Annotated in this window: 18 protein-coding genes; 10 read left to right on the forward strand and 8 right to left on the reverse strand. The window is 62.9% G+C overall.

Going from position 1 to position 18,121, the window contains the following annotated elements; all coding sequences use genetic code 11:
• The first annotated feature begins 119 nt into the window (after nt 1–119).
• Together HDE78_RS16200 and HDE78_RS16205 are read left to right on the forward strand one after the other, a co-directional pair.
• Nucleotides 120–1,028 carry a LysR family transcriptional regulator gene (locus HDE78_RS16200; protein WP_179481361.1) on the forward strand — a complete coding sequence of 303 codons (909 nt, stop codon included), beginning with the start codon at nt 120–122 and terminating at the stop codon, nt 1,026–1,028.
• Nucleotides 1,029–1,144: 116 nt separating this feature from the next.
• The gene (locus HDE78_RS16205) at nt 1,145–2,542 is read left to right on the forward strand and encodes an Hsp70 family protein (RefSeq protein ID WP_179481363.1); all 1,398 of its coding nucleotides are present in this window, start codon (nt 1,145–1,147) and stop codon (nt 2,540–2,542) included.
• A 402-nt stretch (nt 2,543–2,944) separates the two neighbouring features.
• Here HDE78_RS16205 and HDE78_RS16210 read toward each other — a convergent pair whose 3' ends face one another.
• From HDE78_RS16210 to HDE78_RS16220, 3 genes are all read right to left on the reverse strand, one after another.
• Nucleotides 2,945–4,450, reverse strand: a complete 1,506-nt coding sequence (locus HDE78_RS16210) for a DHA2 family efflux MFS transporter permease subunit (protein WP_218862431.1) — start codon at nt 4,448–4,450, stop codon at nt 2,945–2,947.
• Nucleotides 4,451–4,458: 8 nt separating this feature from the next.
• Nucleotides 4,459–4,920 carry a MarR family transcriptional regulator gene (locus tag HDE78_RS16215; protein ID WP_179481365.1) on the reverse strand — a complete coding sequence of 154 codons (462 nt, stop codon included), beginning with the start codon at nt 4,918–4,920 and terminating at the stop codon, nt 4,459–4,461.
• 206 nt (nt 4,921–5,126) lie between these two features.
• Nucleotides 5,127–5,972 (reverse strand): SDR family oxidoreductase, encoded by an 846-nt coding sequence (locus tag HDE78_RS16220; RefSeq protein ID WP_179481367.1) that lies wholly within the window; start codon nt 5,970–5,972, stop codon nt 5,127–5,129.
• A 113-nt stretch (nt 5,973–6,085) separates the two neighbouring features.
• Between HDE78_RS16220 and HDE78_RS16225 the strand changes: the two genes are divergently transcribed.
• Nucleotides 6,086–6,979 (forward strand): LysR family transcriptional regulator, encoded by an 894-nt coding sequence (locus HDE78_RS16225; protein ID WP_179481369.1) that lies wholly within the window; start codon nt 6,086–6,088, stop codon nt 6,977–6,979.
• Nucleotides 6,980–7,003: 24 nt separating this feature from the next.
• Here the strand turns inward: HDE78_RS16225 and HDE78_RS16230 are convergent, their stop codons facing one another.
• Both HDE78_RS16230 and HDE78_RS16235 read right to left on the reverse strand, forming a co-directional pair.
• A complete protein-coding gene (locus tag HDE78_RS16230; protein ID WP_179481371.1) occupies nt 7,004–8,350 on the reverse strand; it encodes a peptide MFS transporter in 1,347 nt (448 codons plus the stop codon).
• A gap of 93 nt (nt 8,351–8,443) precedes the next feature.
• Nucleotides 8,444–9,346, reverse strand: coding sequence for a LysR family transcriptional regulator (locus tag HDE78_RS16235; protein WP_179481373.1), 903 nt, complete (start codon nt 9,344–9,346; stop codon nt 8,444–8,446).
• Nucleotides 9,347–9,492: 146 nt separating this feature from the next.
• Here HDE78_RS16235 and HDE78_RS16240 point away from each other — a divergent pair, with 146 nt between their 5' ends.
• Both HDE78_RS16240 and HDE78_RS16245 read left to right on the forward strand, forming a co-directional pair.
• The gene (locus HDE78_RS16240; protein WP_179481375.1) at nt 9,493–10,356 is read left to right on the forward strand and encodes an NmrA family NAD(P)-binding protein; all 864 of its coding nucleotides are present in this window, start codon (nt 9,493–9,495) and stop codon (nt 10,354–10,356) included.
• Nucleotides 10,357–10,520: 164 nt separating this feature from the next.
• Nucleotides 10,521–11,048: an SRPBCC family protein gene (locus tag HDE78_RS16245; RefSeq protein WP_179481377.1), complete on the forward strand. Its 528-nt coding sequence runs from the start codon at nt 10,521–10,523 to the stop codon at nt 11,046–11,048.
• Nucleotides 11,049–11,180: 132 nt separating this feature from the next.
• On the opposite strand, the gene HDE78_RS16250 is transcribed toward HDE78_RS16245, so the two are convergent.
• Nucleotides 11,181–11,402 carry a TonB-dependent receptor gene (locus HDE78_RS16250; RefSeq protein ID WP_179481379.1) on the reverse strand — a complete coding sequence of 74 codons (222 nt, stop codon included), beginning with the start codon at nt 11,400–11,402 and terminating at the stop codon, nt 11,181–11,183.
• Nucleotides 11,403–11,974: 572 nt separating this feature from the next.
• Here HDE78_RS16250 and HDE78_RS16255 point away from each other — a divergent pair.
• A complete protein-coding gene (locus tag HDE78_RS16255) occupies nt 11,975–12,808 on the forward strand; it encodes a lysophospholipid acyltransferase family protein (protein ID WP_255457862.1) in 834 nt (277 codons plus the stop codon).
• Nucleotides 12,809–12,908: 100 nt separating this feature from the next.
• Here HDE78_RS16255 and HDE78_RS16260 read toward each other — a convergent pair whose 3' ends face one another.
• The gene (locus tag HDE78_RS16260) at nt 12,909–13,616 is read right to left on the reverse strand and encodes a hypothetical protein (protein ID WP_179481381.1); all 708 of its coding nucleotides are present in this window, start codon (nt 13,614–13,616) and stop codon (nt 12,909–12,911) included.
• Between the two features lie 155 nt (nt 13,617–13,771).
• Nucleotides 13,772–14,704: a M14 family metallocarboxypeptidase gene (locus HDE78_RS16265; protein WP_179481383.1), complete on the reverse strand. Its 933-nt coding sequence runs from the start codon at nt 14,702–14,704 to the stop codon at nt 13,772–13,774.
• Between the two features lie 166 nt (nt 14,705–14,870).
• On the opposite strand from HDE78_RS16265, the gene HDE78_RS16270 reads away from it, so the two are divergent.
• The 4 genes from HDE78_RS16270 to HDE78_RS16285 all read left to right on the forward strand — a co-directional run bounded on the left by HDE78_RS16270 (nt 14,871) and on the right by HDE78_RS16285 (nt 18,053).
• Complete coding sequence (locus tag HDE78_RS16270) at nt 14,871–15,188, forward strand: putative quinol monooxygenase (protein WP_179481385.1); 318 nt, start codon at nt 14,871–14,873, stop codon at nt 15,186–15,188.
• Nucleotides 15,189–15,365: 177 nt separating this feature from the next.
• Nucleotides 15,366–15,707: a hypothetical protein gene (locus HDE78_RS16275; protein ID WP_179481387.1), complete on the forward strand. Its 342-nt coding sequence runs from the start codon at nt 15,366–15,368 to the stop codon at nt 15,705–15,707.
• Nucleotides 15,704–16,048, forward strand: coding sequence for a hypothetical protein (locus tag HDE78_RS16280; protein WP_179481389.1), 345 nt, complete (start codon nt 15,704–15,706; stop codon nt 16,046–16,048). The genes HDE78_RS16275 and HDE78_RS16280 overlap by 4 nt, the downstream gene beginning before the upstream one ends.
• Complete coding sequence (locus HDE78_RS16285) at nt 16,041–18,053, forward strand: XVIPCD domain-containing protein (RefSeq protein WP_179481391.1); 2,013 nt, start codon at nt 16,041–16,043, stop codon at nt 18,051–18,053. Before HDE78_RS16280 ends, HDE78_RS16285 begins: the two co-directional genes overlap by 8 nt.
• The last annotated feature ends 68 nt before the right edge of the window (nt 18,054–18,121 follow it).

Raw genomic sequence — 18,121 nt, forward strand, 5'->3', positions numbered from 1 at the left:
GGGAAGAATTCGGCAAGCACACTCTATTGGTTGAAATAGTGTGGATAAATCGCCGCCATTCGATTTATATGTTCAAATAAATCGACCAATAAGCCAGGCCGCTGGGAAAGCCACGCCGCATGAACCCGCTCGAAGCCATGCAGATCTTTATCCGGGTGGCCGAACTGGCCAGCTTTACCCGCGCCGCCGACAGCCTGGGCATTCCCAAAGCCAGCGCCTCGAACGCCGTGCAGCAACTCGAGGCCACGCTGGGCACGCGGCTGCTGCACCGGACCACGCGCAGGGTGCAGATGACGCACGACGGCCAGGCATTCTATGAACGCAGCAAAGACCTGCTCACCGATGTGGACGAGCTGCAGTCGATGTTCCAGCAGGGCGAACAATCGCTGCGCGGCCGGCTGCGCGTGGACATGTCCGGTGGCGTGGCGCGGCTTTTCGTGCTGCCACAGCTGGCGGATTTCATGCAGGCGCACCCGCTGATCGAGCTGGAGTTGAGCAGCACCGATCGACTCGTGGACCTGGTGCGCGAAGGGTTCGACTGCGTGCTGCGCGTGGGACCGCTGGTCGACAGCAGCCTGGTGGCACGGCCGCTGGGCGCATTCCGCATCATCAACTGCGCCAGCCCCGCGTATCTCGAACGCCATGGCACCCCGCGGACGCTGGACGACCTGGCGACGCACCAGCTCGTCCACTATGTGTCCACCCTGGGCGCGCGCTCGCCCGGCTGGGAATATCCCGACGGCGGCGGCTACGCCAGCCTGCCGATGGCGGGCAGCATCACGGTCAACAACAGCGACTCGTACACCGCCGCGTGCATCGCGGGACTGGGATTGATCCAGGCGCCCGCGGCCGGCCTGCAGCCACTGATCGACGCCGGACGGCTGGTGGAAGTGATGCCGGATTGCCGCGCCGAACCGATGCCGGTGTCGCTGCTCTACGCCAACCGCCGCAACCTGCCCCGACGCGTGCAGGCTTTCATGGCCTGGATCACACAGGTACTGCAGCCGCATCTGGAGCCGCTGGCCTGAAGCGCTTTTCACCGGCAGGTGCGGTCGAGCGCGGCCGTACCGAACGTTCGTGGTCATGGGCCGTCGCCGGCGCAACCCTCATAATGCCGGGTTGCCATCCAGCGACAGCGTGACCCATGCATATCGGTATCGATTTCGGCACCAGCTATTCGGCCGCGGCCGCCATCATCGACGGCGAACTCAAGCTCGTGCGCTTCGGCGACGCCGAGCAGTTTCGTACGGCGGTGTTTTTCCCCGAGCTGGTGCCCGACCCCAGCGACTTCGCCCTGACGCCTGCGCTCGAAGCGCAGCTCGAAAACCAGCTGCGCCTGGCCCGTCAGCAGCAGCGTCAGCTGGCAACCGCCGCGAGCGCGCGCGGACAGGCGCCGGTGGCGCGCAGCGAGCATGAGCTGCGCAGCGAAGCGCTGCGCGTGGTGCGGCGGCAGTGGATGGAAGAACAAACGCGCAACGCCACCGCATCCGTCGCCAGTTTTCAGCATGCGCTGTTCGGCGAGGCCGCCGTCGAGGGTTATCTGGAAAGCGGCGGCGGCAACCTGATCGAATCGCCCAAGTCGATGTTCGGTTATCGACTCGATCCGCAGGTGCGCAAGGTCATCGTGCATATCGCCACGCACATCATCGAACACATTCGGCTCAGCGCCAGCCAGCAGTTCGGCACACCGGTGCGCGGCGCGGTGATCGGCCGGCCAGTGGAGTTTCGCAGTTCCATGGGTGCGCAGGGTTCGCTGCAGGCGATCGAGATTCTGCGCGAGGCGGCGGCCGCGGCCGGCTTCGACAGCGTGAGCTTTCTGGAAGAGCCCGCCGCCGCGGCCATGCACTATCACAAGAGCCTGGCGCAGCGTCAGCACGTGCTGGTGGTCGATATCGGCGGCGGCACGACCGACGTGGCCCACGCACAGCTCGGCGGCGACGAAGCGCCCCACATCGTGCGCAGCTGGGGCTTGCCCAAGGGCGGCACCGATCTGGATGTCAATGTGAGCCTGCACAGTTTCATGCCGCAGCTGGGCAAGGACATCATCAGCATGCCGGCGCATCGCTATGTCGACGCGGCCAGCGTGCACAACCTGCCCAAGCAGCGTGAATTTCGCCAGCAGGATTATCGCCTCGTCGACGAGCCTTACGGCTCGCGCCTGCGCGCCTTGCAGGAGGCCGGTGCCACCACCCGACTCAACCAGCTCGCCGAGCGCAGCAAGATCACGCTGAGCGCATCGGCCGGCTTTCGCGCCGAACTGGATTTCCTCGAGCCCGGCCTCGCGGTCGAACTCGGCCGCGACGACTTTCATGCCGCCATCGACAGCTTCCTGCTGCAGATGGAACGTACCCTCACGATCGTGCGTGGCGACCTTGCCCAGCTGCCGGCCAGCCTCTTTCTGACTGGCGGCACCTCGCGTTCACCGCAGATCCGCGACCATGTGCAGTCCTGCTTCCCGGAGATCCCGCTGGTCCAGGGCGACCCCTCGCTTGGCGTGGTCTCGGGGCTGGCCGTGGCGGCGAACGAGGCCGATCCGGGTTAGTTCCAACCGATTTGCAAAAATCGGTGAATTGCCTCGTTTCTGGTCACACTTCATTAACGAACCACCGAGTACATTAACCCCATGTCGTGAGACATTCCTCCCACCGCGTGGCATTGGCTCCCCTCCGATAGCCCGCACTCAGATGGAACCCCCGAACCCGCAGACTCCCCTCTGCGGGTTTTTTTATGCTCGGGTTTTATGGTCGTGCATGAGCGGGGGCCTGGAATGTGCCCCGGCGCCACGCAAGAAGCCGCCTTCCCGCCGTGCTGCGGAAAATCGCGAAATCCAGTTGCAAGAAGGCCAGTCGTGGCAACTGGCTGGCCCGGGACGGCGGCATGAATAGCTTTGAACCTTATGCCGTCTGTCCCGGCATAAGGCTCAGAGGGCCGATAGCGCGGGCAACTATTCGACGATCACATGCGCGGCGCCGGGCGCCGTCACATCCACATGGCGGCGGCGAATAAAGAACGCGGCAGCCAGCGCGCACACCACCAGCACCAGCGACCACGTAAAGGTGTGACCGAATGCGGCACCCAGCGCGGGAACCGCCCGGGCGGCAGCGACGGCCGAAGCCGCTTCGCCGGTATGAAGCGTCGTCGCGCCCGCACCTGGCGGCATGGCCGCGGCCAGCTCGTGCGACAACACCACCGCCAGCAGCGCCGTGCCGATCGAACCCCCGACCCGCTGCAGCACGTTGAGCCCAGCGGTGACGCGCGCCACCGCATGGCGCTCGATCGAGGACAGCGCGGCGCTCATCGCCGGCATCATGGTCGAGCCCATGCCCAGGCCCATCAGGAACAGCGTCAGCTCGACCTGCAGCAGCGTGGTGGTGGCCGAGATCCTGCTGAGGCTCAACATGCCCAGCGCCACCAGCGACAAACCCACCGTCACGACCCGACGCGCGCCGAGCTTGTCGGTCAGGCGCGCGGCGATCGGCATCGAGATCATCGCGCCAATGCCTTGTGCCGCCAGCAGCAGGCCAGCGCGCAGGGCCGAGTCGCCGCGCACCACCTGAAAGTACAGCGGCATCAGCAGCGCCACGCCGAAGAACGCCGTGCAGAAAAGAAACACGGTGAGCGCCGGCGCACCCACGGCGCGCTGCGCGAACATCTTCACGTCGATCAGCGCGCCGTGGCGCACGCGCGCATGCAGCACGAAGGCGATGACCAGCAACAGCCCAAGCAGCACCGCTCCGCCGCCGCCGACCGAATCCAGACCCGAGCCGGCCGCGGTTTCCGCCAACCCGTAGACAAAGATCGCCAGCCCCGGCGACAGCATCAGCAGGCCGGGCCAATCCAGCGCATGGTGCGGCTTGGGGTCGTCGCGCTCGAACACGCGCAAGGCAGCGAACAGCGCAATCGCGCCGATCGGCAGGTTGACGAAAAAGATCCAGCGCCACGACACGTCGTCCACCAGCCAGCCGCCGAGAATCGGCCCGACGATCGGCGCCAGCAGCATCGGCACCCCGACGATACCCATCACCCGGCCCATCCGCTTCGGCCCGGCCGCATGGGTCAGAATCGTCATGCCGGCCGGCATGATCATGCCGCCGCCCAAGCCCTGCAGCACGCGAAAGACGATCAGCGAGCCGGCCGACCACGCCGCGCCGGACAGCGCCGAGCCCAGCAGAAACATGCCGATCGACGCCATGTACAGGCGCTTGGTGCCGAAGCGATCGGCGGCCCAGCCGGTCAGTGGAATCACCGTGGCCAGCGCCAGCATGTAACCGGTCGAAATCCACTGCATTGTCGCCAGCGGTGCGCTGAAGCTTTTCGACAAATCCTTGATCGCGACATTGACGATGGTCGTATCGAGGATCGACATAAAGGTGCCGAGAATCACCACCGCCGCGATGCGAAGCAGGCGTGGATCGAGCGTGGCTGCAGCAGGAGTTTGGGGGTTCGGCATGGGCTTATTCACTGGGAAGCTTTGGAAGGCGTCGCGGCGCACGCCGAGGGAGCGTGGATGCCGCCGGGCAGAGGCAGGTGCCGTGCGGTCAGTTCGCCGAGCGTGGCGACGGCCGCATCGAGTGCGGCACGCTCATCCGGATCGAGCTTGGCCACGAACGCCTCGACCGCTCGGCGACGCGCCAAGCCAATCTGCACGATCGCGGCACGCCCGGACTCGGTTAGGCCAATGCGCTTGATGCGGCGGTCGCTGTCATCCTCGCGCCGCGACAGCAGGCCGGTGCGAACGACGATATCCACCGCGCGCCCGGTGGCCGCCATCGACACACCGACCTGTTCGGCCAGCTCGTTGACGGCCATGTCGCGCCCGGCATGCTCCAACACGAACAGCATGCGCAGCTGGGTCATGGTGAGCTCGAATTCCGCGGTGGCCGACATCACCTCCGCCTGGCTGCCCTTCATCAGCGGCATGATGGCGGCGATAAGGCGATGGCTGAGAGAATCGTCGGCTGGGGCTAGTGTTCGCATAGGCGCAACTATAACTCAGTAAGCAATAGTTGCATATACGCAAATATAATCCACGGTCTGCATGGGTCAACGAGCAAAGGCTCGAAAAGAATGAAAGGCCGGCTCGCCGCCGACCTTCCCTTCGTGGGCGGATTCCCTTTGCCTTGCTGCTATGCCGTCTCGTCCGTCGACAGCGTGATGTCTTTCAACGCTTCGAGCTCGGCGAGCCGGGTCGTCAGCGCTTCGCGAATATGGGCATAGGTCGAACTACCCATCGCAAGCCGCCGCGGTGCGGGACTAAGGCTTGCCGAATCGATCATCGCCTGGGCGATCTTGTCGGGGTCGCCCATGGCACCGAAATCTTCCAGATTGCCGCTCATCACGGCACGACGCACGTCACCCACCAGTGAGGCTTCATACACCGGCATCGGCGCGGGCTGCACTAAACCGTCGCCGAAACGCGTTCTGGCCGCGCCCGGTTCGGCGATAGTAAACTCGATTCCGAACGGGGCGACCTCCTGCGCCACGCTCTCGACAAAGCCCTCGATCGCCCACTTGCTGGCGTGATACAGGCTGAAGACCGGATACGTCACCTGTCCGCCTTCGGACGACACCTGAAGAATGCGGCCACCGCCCTGCGCGCGCAGATGCGGCAGCGCGGCCCGAATGACCTGGATCGAGCCGATCACATTGGTGTCGATCTGATGGCGAATCTGTTCATCGCTGACTTCTTCGGCGGCACCGAACAGGCCGTAGCCCGCGTTGTTGACGACCACGTCGATGCGGCCGAAGTCCGCAAACGCCTGATCCACGACCCGATGCACCGCTGCCGTATCGGTCACATCGAGTTCGGCGACCCACAGGCGCTCGCCATGCTCGGCCTTCAGATCATCCAGCGCATCGGCCTTGCGCAGAGTGGCCGCCACGCGATCGCCGCGGGCGAGCAATTTTTCGGTCATCGCGCGGCCGAAGCCCGACGAGGTGCCGGTGATAAGCCAAGTGGAAGAAGTGGTCACGGGGATAGCCTCGATCGGAGCCGCAGGAGCGCGGGGTGTCTGCCATCCAACGTAGTCCCGGATCACTCTTGTTACTATCCGCACAATCCCGCATGAGCCAGTGAAAATAAGCCATGAATAGTCGGCCCGCGCTCAGCGACCTCACCGCCTTTGCCGCCATCGTCAGCCACCGCAGTTTTCGCAAGGCGGCGGACGAACTCGGCGTGGCGCCATCCACACTCAGCCACATGATGCGTACGCTCGAAGCCAGCATGGGCGTGCGTCTGCTGCACCGGACCACCCGCAGCGTATCGGCGACCGAAGCGGGCGAACGCCTCGTTGCAAGGCTGCAGCCGGTGCTGCGCGACCTCGACCTGGCGCTGGCGGAAGTGGACGATTTTCGCGACCGCCCCAGCGGTACCTTGCGCATCAACACCAGCGAGATCGCCGCCCGCCTGCTCCTGCAACAGGTCGTACCGACCTTCCTCACACGACATCCGCAGATGAAGCTGGACCTGGTCACCGAAGGACGCCTTGTCGATATCGTCGCCGACGGCTATGACGCCGGCATCCGGCTCGGCGAAGCGATACCGCAGGACATGATCGGCGTGCGTTTCGGCGGCCCGGTTCGCTTTGTCGCTGTCGCCTCGCCCAATTATTTCGCCAGCCGCAAAAAGCCGAAGACGCCCGACGACCTCAAGCAGCACGAATGCATCCGCTTTCGCCTGGCCAGCGGCAAAATGTTTCGCTGGGAGTTTGCCAAACGCGCCCAGGAAATCACGGTCGACGTTCCCGGCGCACTCACGCTCGATCACGTGGAACTGATGGCCGAGGCCGCGGCGAAGGGGCTCGGCATCGCCTATGTTTCGGCGCACTCCGCTGCGCCGTGGATCGAACGTGGCGATCTGGTAACCGTACTGGACGACTGGTGCCCCTCAATACCCGGCCTGTTTCTCTACTATCCCGGCCACCGCCACGTGCCGCCGGGACTGAAGGCATTCATCGCGGTATTAAAAGCTCTCGGTTGATCGAGAAGACGTCTGGACGTCGATTCAGTCCACCGCCAGCATCCGCTTCAACGGACGACTGAGCGCGATGGCCAGCACACCGCCGACCGCCGCGATGCCGGCGTGCATGGACCAGAAGCCGGCCGGCGTCATGTGCTCGTAGAAGCCGCCGATCCAGCCGATGATGAAATTGCCGGTAAAAAGGCTGAGAAACACGGCGCCCATCAGGGTTGCCTTGATCGATGCCGGGGCCGCTCGCGACACCAGCGCGAGCAGGGTCGGCCAGTAGTAGAGGAAGCCGATACCGAGCAGGATGTCGTAAATCACCGGCACCAGCACCGGCGTGCGCGCGCTGAGCAGGCACGACACCGCCAGCAGCGCATTCGCTGCCGCCGTCACCCAGGCGCCCGTGGCGATCTTGCCCAGGTCATCCGGCTCGCTGCCACGCGCCGCCTGAAACCGCCAAAGGGCGAACAGCACGGGTACAAAAACAATGCTGGACAGCGGATCGATCGAATTGAACCAGGCCACCGGCACGTGGAAGCCGAGGAAATTCAGATCGACGCTGCGATCGATCCACACCAGCGCCAGATTGGTGTTCTGGTAATAACCGACGGATTGGAAAATGGTGATAGCGGCCACTACCGCCAGCGCGCCGACCACGCGCCACTCGCGCGCCGTCAGTGACGTTTTCTCGCGCTGACCGGCGCGCGGCCGATCCTTCGGCAGATAGCGGAAGCCGGCGACATAGGTGAACAGGCCGATCAGCATCAGAGTGCCGGCCAGCGCGAAACCCGCATGCCAGCCGTACAGCTGCGCCAGCAGACCGCACAACAGGGGACCGACCACCGCGCCGACGTTGATGCCGATGGAGAAGATCGCGAACGCACGCGTGCGGCCCTCGCCGTCCGTTTCGGCGTAAAGCTCGCCGACCTGGGTGGAAATATTGCCCTTCAGCAAACCGCAGCCGGCCACGAGCAGCAGCAGCGCCATGAGAAACGAGCCGTCGAAGGCCATCGCCCACTGGCCCACGCTCATCATCATCGCGCCGATCATGACCGCCAGCCGCCGACCCAACCAGCGATCGGCTACCCAGCCGCCCAGCACCGGCGTGAAATACACGAAGCCGGTGTACAGCCCCATGATCTGCGAGGCCAGGCCCAACGTCGTCATCGGTCCGAACACCGACTCCAGCCCGGCCCGAAACGCCGTGAAGCCGACGATGCCCTCCACATGCCCCGGCAGCAGCAGCGCCTGACTCATATAGAGCACCAGGATCGAGGTCATGCCGTAATACGAAAACCGCTCCCATGCTTCGGTAAAGCTGAGAAAGGCCAGAGCTCTCGGTTCGCCGAAGAACGTCTTCGAGCCGGTCGTTACGTTGGTTGTCATGAAGTCCCGAATAAAAAGCGGATCGATAAGTAACGATTATTCGCACAAGCCGCCGACGCCGTCTGTATTTTTTTCTGCATCGAAGGCGCGGCGTCAGGCAAGTATCTCCAGACAGAAGTCGATGAAGGCACGTACCTTGCCCGCCGGATGATGCCGCGAGGGATAGAAGGCATACAGCGGAAAGCGCTCGTCGGCCCAGTCCGGCAACACTTGCACCAACTTTTTTCTGGCGATCAGATCCTGCACCACGCCGAGCGACATCATTTGCGCCAGCCCTGCACCGGCGACGCAGGCGCCGATCAGGGTTCCCGCGTCGGTCACCAGCAGCGGACCGTGCGTGGTCACCGGCACCACCCTGCGGCCCTTGCGAAACTCCCAGTCGAACGCCCGCCGCGTCTGCGAGTCGCGAAACTGGATACACGTATGGCGGGCGATATCGGCAGGCACCGTGGGCAGCCCGTGCTTTTTCAGGTACGCCGGCGACGCCACCGTGACGATGCACGTCTCCAGCAACAGCCTCGCCACCAACGAGGACGATGGCGGAACGCCGAAGCGCACCGCGACGTCGATGCCGTCGCCGATCATGTCGCCCAGCTCGTCGCGGGTAATCAGCTCGATTTCCAGCTCCGGATGACGCGCCATGAACGCCGGCAATTTCGGCGCCAGCACTTCCCGTGAAAACAAAGGGTCGGCATTGATCCGTAGGCGGCCGCGCACCGACGCCGAGGCGCTGCCCGCGTGCGACGCCGCCTCCTCGATGCCCACCAGCAGCGGCTGCACCTCGGCGTAGAAGCGCTGGCCTTCGTCGGTCAGCGTGATCGAGCGCGTGGTTCGATGCAGCAGTCGTATACCGAGCCGCCCTTCCATGCGGCTGATGGCGCGACTGACGCCGGAGGCCGTCATGCCCAGCGCATCCGACGCGCGCGCGAAGTTGCCCGACTCCACGACCGCCGCCAGCACGCCCAGATTGGCGAGCATTTTTCCATCGAAGGCCATCGTCATCACTCCTGATTTTCAGTCATGAAAGATCTGAAAAAAGTGATCTTCAGTCAAGACATCCCGATCGCTAATCTTGCCCGCAGCCGGAGGACAAGCGCGCCAGCCCCTCCGATCCCGCTTCACCATAACTAAGGACCATCACCATGTATGCCATCATCGGAATCACTGGCCAGGTCGGCAGCGCCGTCGCCGACACCCTACTGACGCAAGGTCTCGAGGTTCGTGCCGTCGTGCGCGATGCGGCAAAGGCCGAAAGCTGGAAATCGCGCGGCTGCGAGATCGCCGTCGCCGACGTCAACGATGTCGCTGCGCTCACTAAAGCCTTTCAGGGTGTCGATGGCGTTTTCGTACTGTTGCCACCGATATTCGACCCCAGCCCCGGCTTTACCGAAGGCAAAGCGATGCTGGCCTCGCTACGTGCCGCATTGGAGGCCGCCAAACCCCCGCGCATCGTTTGTCTTTCCACCATAGGCGCCCAGGCAGTCCAGCCCAATCTGCTCAATCTGCTGGGCATGATGGAAACGAGTTTTTCCGAATTGCCGCTGCCCGTGGCTTTTCTGCGCGCCGGCTGGTTTATGGAGAACGCATTGTGGGATGTAGCGACAGCGCGAAAGGAAGGCGTGCTACGCAGCTATCTGCAGCCGCTGGACCGAGCGTTTCCTATGGTTGCCACCCAGGACGTTGGCATGCTTGCCGCTGCACTGCTGCTGGAAACCTGGACGGGTACCCGAATCGTCGAACTGGAAGGCCCGCAGCGCGTCACACCGAACCAACTGGCTGCGGCGTTCGCTGAAGTACTGGGTCATCATGTCAAAGCCGAAGTCGTTCCGCGGGATGGCTGGATCGACGAGTTCACGCGCCAAGGCATGAAGAACCCGACGCCGCGCGCCCAGATGATCGACGGCTTCAACGAGGGATGGATTCGCTTCGATTCGGATGACGCGCATGTGCGCAAGGGTACGACTTCGCTCAATGTCGTGATTGCCAAACTGATCGATCGCCACTGATCGGCTCACACTCCGATCTGATGTGTTTTCCCGCGCCGATGCAAAGCCGCTGCAACGCGGCAAGCCTACGCCGAATCTTTGTGTCAGATTCGGCCAGTCCGGCTCCCGGGATCGGCAGGGTCGCCCCGCGCTCCGGCGTCCACCAATCAAAGGGGTCGTCTTTCATGAAAAGATTTCACAAGATTGCGTTTGTCGCGCTCGTGGCGCTGCCCGGTATCGGCCTGGCTGCTGCGCCGGTGCTCAAGGTCAGCAAAAGCGTGGTCATCCACGCCACGCCGGATGCGGTGTGGGCCAAAGCCAAGGACTTCAGCGGCCTCAATACCTGGCACCCGGCCGTGGCCAAGGACGAGATCGTTGCCGGTACCGACAACCAGCCCGGCGCGGAACGCCAGCTCACGCTGAGCGATGGCGGCAAGGTCCACGAAAAGCTGATCGCTTTCAACGAGCAGGGCCACCAGTTCAAATACGTCATCCTCGATGGCGTGCTGCCGGTGACCTCATATACGTCTACCTTCCGAGTCATCGCCGTCGGCAAGGACAGCGCCAAGGTCACCTGGTCGGGCACGTTCAAGCGCAAGGACATCGGCCCCAAGCCGGCCGACGACGCCAATGACGCTACCGCAACGAAGGTGATCGGCGGGGTGTACCAGGCCGGTCTGGACAATCTGAAGAAGGTTGTCGAGACCCCGTAAGACATGCTGCCGGCCTAAGCCGGTATGCAGTGAAACCGACCTGCCGACGCGTACGAAGCGCTTCGGCAGGCCTTTTCATGAGTACGGGTGCGAGCGACTAGCGTGACTGGAACGGGTGAAAGCGGCAGCCGGTCAGGCCGCATCCGTCCAAACAGATTCGATATCGCTTTTCACCGCGCTGTCGACGCCGTCGGTGGAAATGCCGAGCATGTCGTGCACCAGCCCGTGGCGTATGCCGGCAAACTCGCCTTTCAATCGATACGTTGCCGTCCAGTTGACCCGGCCGGAGCTGCCCGGATGGTGGTCGCCTTCGTAGGTATAGCCGTTGCTGGTCTTGCCGGCGACGTTGCTCATGACGGATGCCTCTGAGCCTGGGTAAGAGGGCCAGCATAGTCCTTTGCGCGCGGCGTGCTCAAAACATGAGCCGCAGCGTCAGGCACGCGATGCCATGGGCTGTCACCGCCAAACCCGCTGACGCAGTGCCTCCAGCAGAAGCGAAAACGCCCACGATGGTTGACTACGGCTGGGGTAATACAGGTGATAGCCTGATAGCCCGGAAACGGCGGACACCGGTGGGCCAGCACGCCTCCAGTATCTACCGGACTCTACTGAAAGTAAGCCGGCCTTCGGCGCGCACGTTCGAGGCATAATTACCCTTCTCGCATTCCCACGCGCACAGCCTGCCATTCATCGGCTATCCGCGCTCGTTGAACGCGCCGCAGCTGATCGACGAGACGTCCAAGGAATATCTGGCGGGACCCGCGCCGGCATAAATGCACCATCGACGACCCCGGGCTAGGTTTGCTTCGACAGAAGCAGTGATCGCGACCCGTTTCGTTTTAGGTGTCCGCTTCGGGGACAATGGGCGACCCGTGCGTGGTTCCTTTGCGCGCATCCGCCGCCCCTCGACAACACGTATCTCCCGCATGAGCATCGACCCCGCACGCCCTGCCCCCGGCAACGCTTTCGCCTCACTGCGCGCAGGCATCAAGATCGCCGCGATCCTGCTGGCGAGCGCGGTGCTGATGCCGCCACAGTGGCTGCTCATGCGTTTTACCCGCGGGCGCGTCGCGTTTGTGCTGCCGCGGCTGTGGTTCGTCTGCCTGCGCCGCGCGATGGGTCTGCAGTTGGAGATCGTCGGCGCACCGCGCGAAACAGGCGGCACGCTCTTTGTCGGCAACCACATTTCGCATTACGACATCGTGCTGCTGGGAAGCATTCTGCGCGCGCGCTTTATCGCCAAGGACGACATGGAAAGCTGGCCCGGCGTACGCTTTATCGGCGGCCTGGGGCAGACGGTGTTCATCAGCCGGCGCCGGCAGGACACCGCCAGCATGGCGACCGCTATTGCCGCGCAGATGCGCCCCGATCACGACCTGGTGTTGTTCCCCGAAGGCACCACCTCATCCGGCGAGCAGGTCGCGCCCTTTAAGTCCAGCCTGCTCGCGCCCTTCCTCGGTCCACAGGCCGCCGCACAGGCGTGGCAGCTGCAGCCGTTTACGCTCGACGTCGTATCCGTGGATGGCCGCGCATTATCAGCCGGCGGCGATCGCGACGGCTACGCCTTCCACGGCGGCATGGAAGCCGGCCCGCACGTCAGCCGGTTTTTTCGCGCAACCGGCGCGCGAGTGCGCGTGACCTTCCACGAACCCATCGCCATTGTGCCCGGCACCGACCGCAAGGCGCTCGCGAAACAAGTGCACGACATCGTGGCGGACAGCCTTTCTTCCACTGAGATGCCTGCAACGCACGAGGCTTGATTTGTTAACTTCGCGACACGACTAGCACTTCCGCAGTATGCGCAACGCCCTTACCTATGACTTGAAGCAGGCGAATGGCACGGCACCGCTTTTACGATTTTCAATCGGCCTTCATTCGCACGGGCCGGCACGATGTCCCACTGCACTCGATAATCATCGTGCCCGCGGGACAGGACGCCTGGAATGTACCGTCTGGGTTTGCACTGACATCACCGCATCCCTGCCCTGTGGAAAGGCGTTGAGCTGCCAACACCTGTTGCGCAATATTTGCGGCAGGTGCCGCAACCTGTGCGGAGGCGGTGACGATGCCCGGTCCCGCCTGAGATGTAACGGCAGCAGTTCGTGTCGTGTGCCCTGAGCTATCCGGTATCTGGTATTTAGTGCGAATGGAATGTGCGATGTAATGCGCGTCGAACAATTCGGCACCTGGTGGCTGAACAGCAAAACACCTAATCAAAAGCATGCTGTTCGGCTTGAATATCGGCGTAGTGAAAGCGCTCCCCCACGCTCCGTGCCTACCGTACCCGGCATTTGCGATCGTGACTGAACTGGTGGAACCGCCATCGGCCTCATTCATTACGCCGAAATAATTGCAGCCATCTTCAATGGATTTGTCGGCGGCGCGCAACATGGCGAAGTCTGACGCGCGCTCCGCACTGGTGAAGCCGTTGCCGCTGAAGGCAATCTTGAAGCTCGTTGGACCAAGATCTGTTTCGCTAAACCCGCCCGTCATTCCCTTCGATTGGTAAGCAGTTGCGCATCCAGCCAACGACAAGACAACGACGAGCAAAAATGCCCGCTTGGACATATCTCTAAAAGTCATTGTGCTCCCCTGTGGAACGCATCCTTGTAGTACCGGGGAATCTAGCATGGCGCAGCTGTTTATCGTCTTTTATCTTTACACCCCAAGTCGAAAGCTGAGCTCTCACCTGCATTGATGGTGTTTGGCCACTTCAGCTCAACTCAGGCGCTAGCGACTTCTGCCAACACAAAATCGATCGCCGCACACACCGCCGCCACCTGCGCGGCGTTGCACTGCTCGGGCGTGGCGCGAGGGCTGTCGGGATAGACCTCGGTGGTGGTGACATAGGGGGCGTCAGTGACGCGGGCACACAGGCCGAGTTTTTTCAGCGAGTACTCGATGACCCCCGGCGCGACCATCGGTGAACCGATGATTTCGCCGCGCTCATCGGCCGGCGCGATATGGGTGACTTTGGCAACCGCGGCAATCACCGCCTGTTGAAACGCGGGCTGCGGGTTTTCGCTGTCGTCCACCAGATAGAAGCCATCCGGAATATCGTCGGGCTCGTAATGGATGCCGTCGCGTGCGGCCAAGGCCGGCCGAAACTCGGACTCGTCGGTATCGGTGGTTTCATGCAGGTCGATATGCATCAAGGCGCGAGCGCGGATGGGCTCGACCAGTCGCATCAATGCGGCCGACTCCTGTGCGGGACTATCGGCGCGAAACGAACGGTTCGGATCGAGCGCGTCGGCGTTCCAGCGGTGAATGCGTTCGTAGGCCCAGGGACTGATGCATGGCGCCAACAAAATATTGACCCGGCCGGCGTAGTTCGCCATCTGCCGATCGACAAACTGCAGCGCGCCGTGCACGCCGCTGGTTTCATAACCGTGCACGCCACCGGTGACCAGTACCACGGGTAGCGCATCGTTCCAGTCGCGGCTGCGGATGGCGAACAGCGGATAGCTGTCCGGCGCGTAGTCGATCCGGCCGTACTCGGATACATCGAAGCGAGAGCGAAAGGTATCGATCACGCTGACCACATCCGCGGCATAGCTGCGCTGGACAACTTGCCGTGACAGCCATAACGCAACCTCAGCCTCGCCCCAGGGACGTCCCGGTGTACCGATGGAATAAGGGGCTTCGGTACTACTCATTGCGCGGCTCGCTTTCAAGTGACGACGATCGCATCACTTTAGCACTGGACGCAGGCCTCGAATCGACGGCAAGCAATCATTCCCAAACGCCGTACCGACCGATAAACCTCACTCCAATTGAATGACCGCCCTGCTAGGTTGCCCTTCCCGCTCAGGAGCAAACGAAATGATCCACGTTATTGCCATCATCACGGCCAAACCCGGCCGCCGCGCCGAGCTGCTGGAACGCTTTCTCGCCGTGGTGCCGATCGTGCACACCGAAGACGGCTGCATCGAATACCGGCCCATCATCGACAATGACGCAGGGCTCGACGGTGCGCGTGAAGCCATCGGCCCCGACACGTATATCGTTGTTGAAAAGTGGTCCAGCGTGGCGGCGCTCGATGCGCATGCGGCGACCGACCATATGCGCAAGTACGGCGAAGAAACGGGCGAGCTGATCGCCAGCCGCGTGCTGCATGTGATGCGTGACGCAGCGATTTGATTGCCGGCGTTCTATCGTCGCGTCTTACACGCACGTAGACCCAGCGGCGATCGTTTCATCGCTCGCTGCTCTTGCGGCTCCATTCGTTCGCCTATCTCGTGTTGGTGCAGACGTTTGCGGGATCGACGCCACCGGTGCTAAGTTGAATTTCGCTTTGAACGCACGGAGAGCCGGTTCATGCGCCTCGTTTTTTATCCGGGTGATACTGCCAAAAATTTGATTGGCTCCGGCGAAACTGCAGCTGTTTTTGTGCCAGCGTCGAACTCGCTAAACCTTTTTTTCGTTGAGCGATCGCGCACAACGTCTGAGGCAATTACGCCGTTTTCCGCGGTTCACAACATCGCCGCTGGTGTTCAGCGCATCTCGTGGCTCTTCTATCGAAAAGGCACCCACAACAGCTTCATGTCCGAAATGAAGGACGGCTTCACCGAACGAAACCCGCGAGGAAAGACGCTTGGGCCTGATCGGATGCGGGCCTTTCGCTCATCCACGCAATCGACTCAGGAAATCAGGCCATGACCCAGTCCATCGACCCGGCAAAGCTCCAGGCGAGTGCAGAGCATCTGGAGTGGACGCTCAAGCAATATCCCGATAGTGAGGACGTGCAGAGCCTCCTTCGTGCTTTGCTGCCGCTTATCGAAGCGGCAAAGGCAGGACAAGTGCTGAAGCCCGTCGATCGAAGGAATAGTCCGGGCAACTATAACTTTGGCGATGGCCTCTACACACCGTATAAAGATCCGGATGTCGACGAGGCGTATTCGGAATTCTCCGCGCAGATGCGCGGGGGGCGCGACGAGGAAGAGAACGACATCATTGCCAGTGTTCAGGCCATGATCGACGGAGCGAAAGCTCATGACTGAGGGCATCACTCCCGACGACCTGCGACAGCAACATGCCGCCGCCATCAGCCGAAGCGAAACGTTCGTTACACAGGGCGTGAGTGAGGAGGCGGCAAAAAGCTATCTGAAAACCTCGGATGGCCAGATCTATCTGCAGCGGCTGGTACAAGCCGACCCTACTAGCTCGGCATCGAAAATAACCGATCGCGCCGTTAGCCAGATCATCTCTGGCCGCGAACTTCCGCGCATGGAACTCAACAGCGAGCCGCTGGTGAAGATCGTGCCGACGGGCAGCACGGTGTCGCCATACTCGCCGTTTTTCGCCAAGCAATCGGCGTTCGAAGACGCGCTGCATCAAGGCCACAATCTCTCCGATCGTTTCGGCCTGCCAATCCAGAGCGAAGCAGCGCGTTACGACGTCTATCAAATCAAACCCAAGGCGCCGACCGAGGTGTTCGTCAGCCACATCGCCCCGACGTCCGAACTCGGCGGCTTAGTAGCCAAGCCCGGCGGAGCCGAGCAGTATCTGGTGCCGCATCGCGGGCTGTATAGCGAACCCACCTACCTGAAGAGCCTGGACAACAGCCTCGCCGTGCAGGCCGAGCGCAGTGCCGGCGCAGGGCTATCGTCCAATGCCGCCAGCAGGGGTCTCGGCGCGCTGGGCGCGGCTGCCGTGATCTACGATGCCACCGCTACGGGGCAACGTACGGCTGATCTGCTGCATGCAGGCAACCGTGTCGGCGGCCAATCGGAGATTCTGCATTTTGGCGGTCGAAATCTCGGCATGCTCGCGGGCGCGGAGCTTGGCGCGGCCACCGGCGCGGCGCTGGGCGTGGAATCGGGCCCAGGCCTGCTTGCCACGGGTGCCGTTGGTGGCATCGCTGGCGCGATTGGTGGCAGCAAGATCGCCGATGCGATCGATCATCATCGCATCTATAACCAATCTGACAGTCAAGGCAGCACCTGGCGATATGATCCGCAGCAGCCGGCCCAGGGCTGGACGCGTCAGGAACAGCACCGCGCGCTGACCGCCGATGCGGCGCTTTCCAATCAGCTCAATTTTCAGGCGTCGAGCACCGCGGTGCAGCTGGCGCCGGCCAACCCCGCCACGCCAAAAGATCCCTACGCGCAACCGGCCGCTGCCGGGGATGCGCCGAGCGCGAGAAATGCGCCCTGGACGCGCGATGCGCAGACGCATGCGTGGACGCGCGAGGTGACCGATCAAATACTCGAACACGGCATGGCCGGCACGCGCGTGGAAACCGCCGACCCCATGCGGGCGGCGCAGCTCGATCAGGCAGCGCGGCAAACCATTGCCGAGAATATCGCTGCCTCGCCGCAAGGGATGGCCCAACGCTACCAGGCTGCTTACGCCCAGTACGGCTGGAATCAATACGGCGCCATGCCCGATGCGGTAACTCACGCGCTGAAAACGTCCAACAACATCGTGCAAGCATCGGACGGGCATACCTATACGCGAGCGGTCGATGGGCAGTGGAGCACACCCGGCACTCTGTGGGGTACGAATACCGCAAGCGGCAATCTGCGCGATGAACTCGATGCCACTCGGCAAACGGAAGCAGCGCGCGCGAGCGTTAGTGCACCCGTAGCCGCGCCAGCGCGGCTCGACCAGCCTGCGCATCCCGACCATCCGCTCTATCTGCAGGCGCGAAACGCCGTGCACAGGGTCGATGCACAGATCGGCCATACGCCGGATCAGAAAAGCGACAACCTGTCTGCCGCTGTTGCCGTAGCCGCGCGCAGCAGCGGCCTGAAACACATCGATCACGTGGTATTGAGCGAGGACGGCGGTCGAGCCTTCGCCGTTCAGGGCGATCCTGGATCACCTGCCCGACAGATCGCGCACCCGGTGGACACCGCGCTAGCGGTTCAGACGTCCATCGTGCAGAGCACCGCCACCATGGCACGCGTTAACCAGCAGCAGGCGCAAGCGCAAGCTCCGACTGCCATGCAGAACGCGCCGGAAGCGCAGCAACAGCGAAGCGCGACGCCGTTATCGCGGTAAACGCGGCGCTGGCACTCATGACGCGCAGAGCTTTGTTCGGCGCTTGCGCGCAGGCGTTTGGGCCACCT

It is taken from the genome of Rhodanobacter sp. K2T2, assembly GCF_013408815.1.
GTDB lineage: Bacteria > Pseudomonadota > Gammaproteobacteria > Xanthomonadales > Rhodanobacteraceae > Rhodanobacter.

Bases quoted from the DNA above. Each gene is read 5' to 3' on its own strand.
- HDE78_RS16200 (WP_179481361.1), top strand. From the start codon at position 120: ATGAACCCGCTCGAAGCCATGCAGATCTTTATCCGGGTGGCCGAACTG.
- HDE78_RS16205 (WP_179481363.1), top strand. From the start codon at position 1,145: ATGCATATCGGTATCGATTTCGGCACCAGCTATTCGGCCGCGGCCGCC.
- HDE78_RS16210 (WP_218862431.1), bottom strand. From the start codon at position 4,450: ATGCCGAACCCCCAAACTCCTGCTGCAGCCACGCTCGATCCACGCCTG.
- HDE78_RS16215 (WP_179481365.1), bottom strand. From the start codon at position 4,920: ATGCCGCTGATGAAGGGCAGCCAGGCGGAGGTGATGTCGGCCACCGCG.
- HDE78_RS16225 (WP_179481369.1), top strand. From the start codon at position 6,086: ATGAATAGTCGGCCCGCGCTCAGCGACCTCACCGCCTTTGCCGCCATC.
- HDE78_RS16230 (WP_179481371.1), bottom strand. From the start codon at position 8,350: ATGACAACCAACGTAACGACCGGCTCGAAGACGTTCTTCGGCGAACCG.
- HDE78_RS16235 (WP_179481373.1), bottom strand. From the start codon at position 9,346: ATGGCCTTCGATGGAAAAATGCTCGCCAATCTGGGCGTGCTGGCGGCG.
- HDE78_RS16240 (WP_179481375.1), top strand. From the start codon at position 9,493: ATGTATGCCATCATCGGAATCACTGGCCAGGTCGGCAGCGCCGTCGCC.
- HDE78_RS16245 (WP_179481377.1), top strand. From the start codon at position 10,521: ATGAAAAGATTTCACAAGATTGCGTTTGTCGCGCTCGTGGCGCTGCCC.
- HDE78_RS16250 (WP_179481379.1), bottom strand. From the start codon at position 11,402: ATGAGCAACGTCGCCGGCAAGACCAGCAACGGCTATACCTACGAAGGC.
- HDE78_RS16255 (WP_255457862.1), top strand. From the start codon at position 11,975: ATGAGCATCGACCCCGCACGCCCTGCCCCCGGCAACGCTTTCGCCTCA.
- HDE78_RS16260 (WP_179481381.1), bottom strand. From the start codon at position 13,616: ATGTCCAAGCGGGCATTTTTGCTCGTCGTTGTCTTGTCGTTGGCTGGA.
- HDE78_RS16265 (WP_179481383.1), bottom strand. From the start codon at position 14,704: ATGAGTAGTACCGAAGCCCCTTATTCCATCGGTACACCGGGACGTCCC.
- HDE78_RS16270 (WP_179481385.1), top strand. From the start codon at position 14,871: ATGATCCACGTTATTGCCATCATCACGGCCAAACCCGGCCGCCGCGCC.
- HDE78_RS16275 (WP_179481387.1), top strand. From the start codon at position 15,366: ATGCGCCTCGTTTTTTATCCGGGTGATACTGCCAAAAATTTGATTGGC.
- HDE78_RS16280 (WP_179481389.1), top strand. From the start codon at position 15,704: ATGACCCAGTCCATCGACCCGGCAAAGCTCCAGGCGAGTGCAGAGCAT.
- HDE78_RS16285 (WP_179481391.1), top strand. From the start codon at position 16,041: ATGACTGAGGGCATCACTCCCGACGACCTGCGACAGCAACATGCCGCC.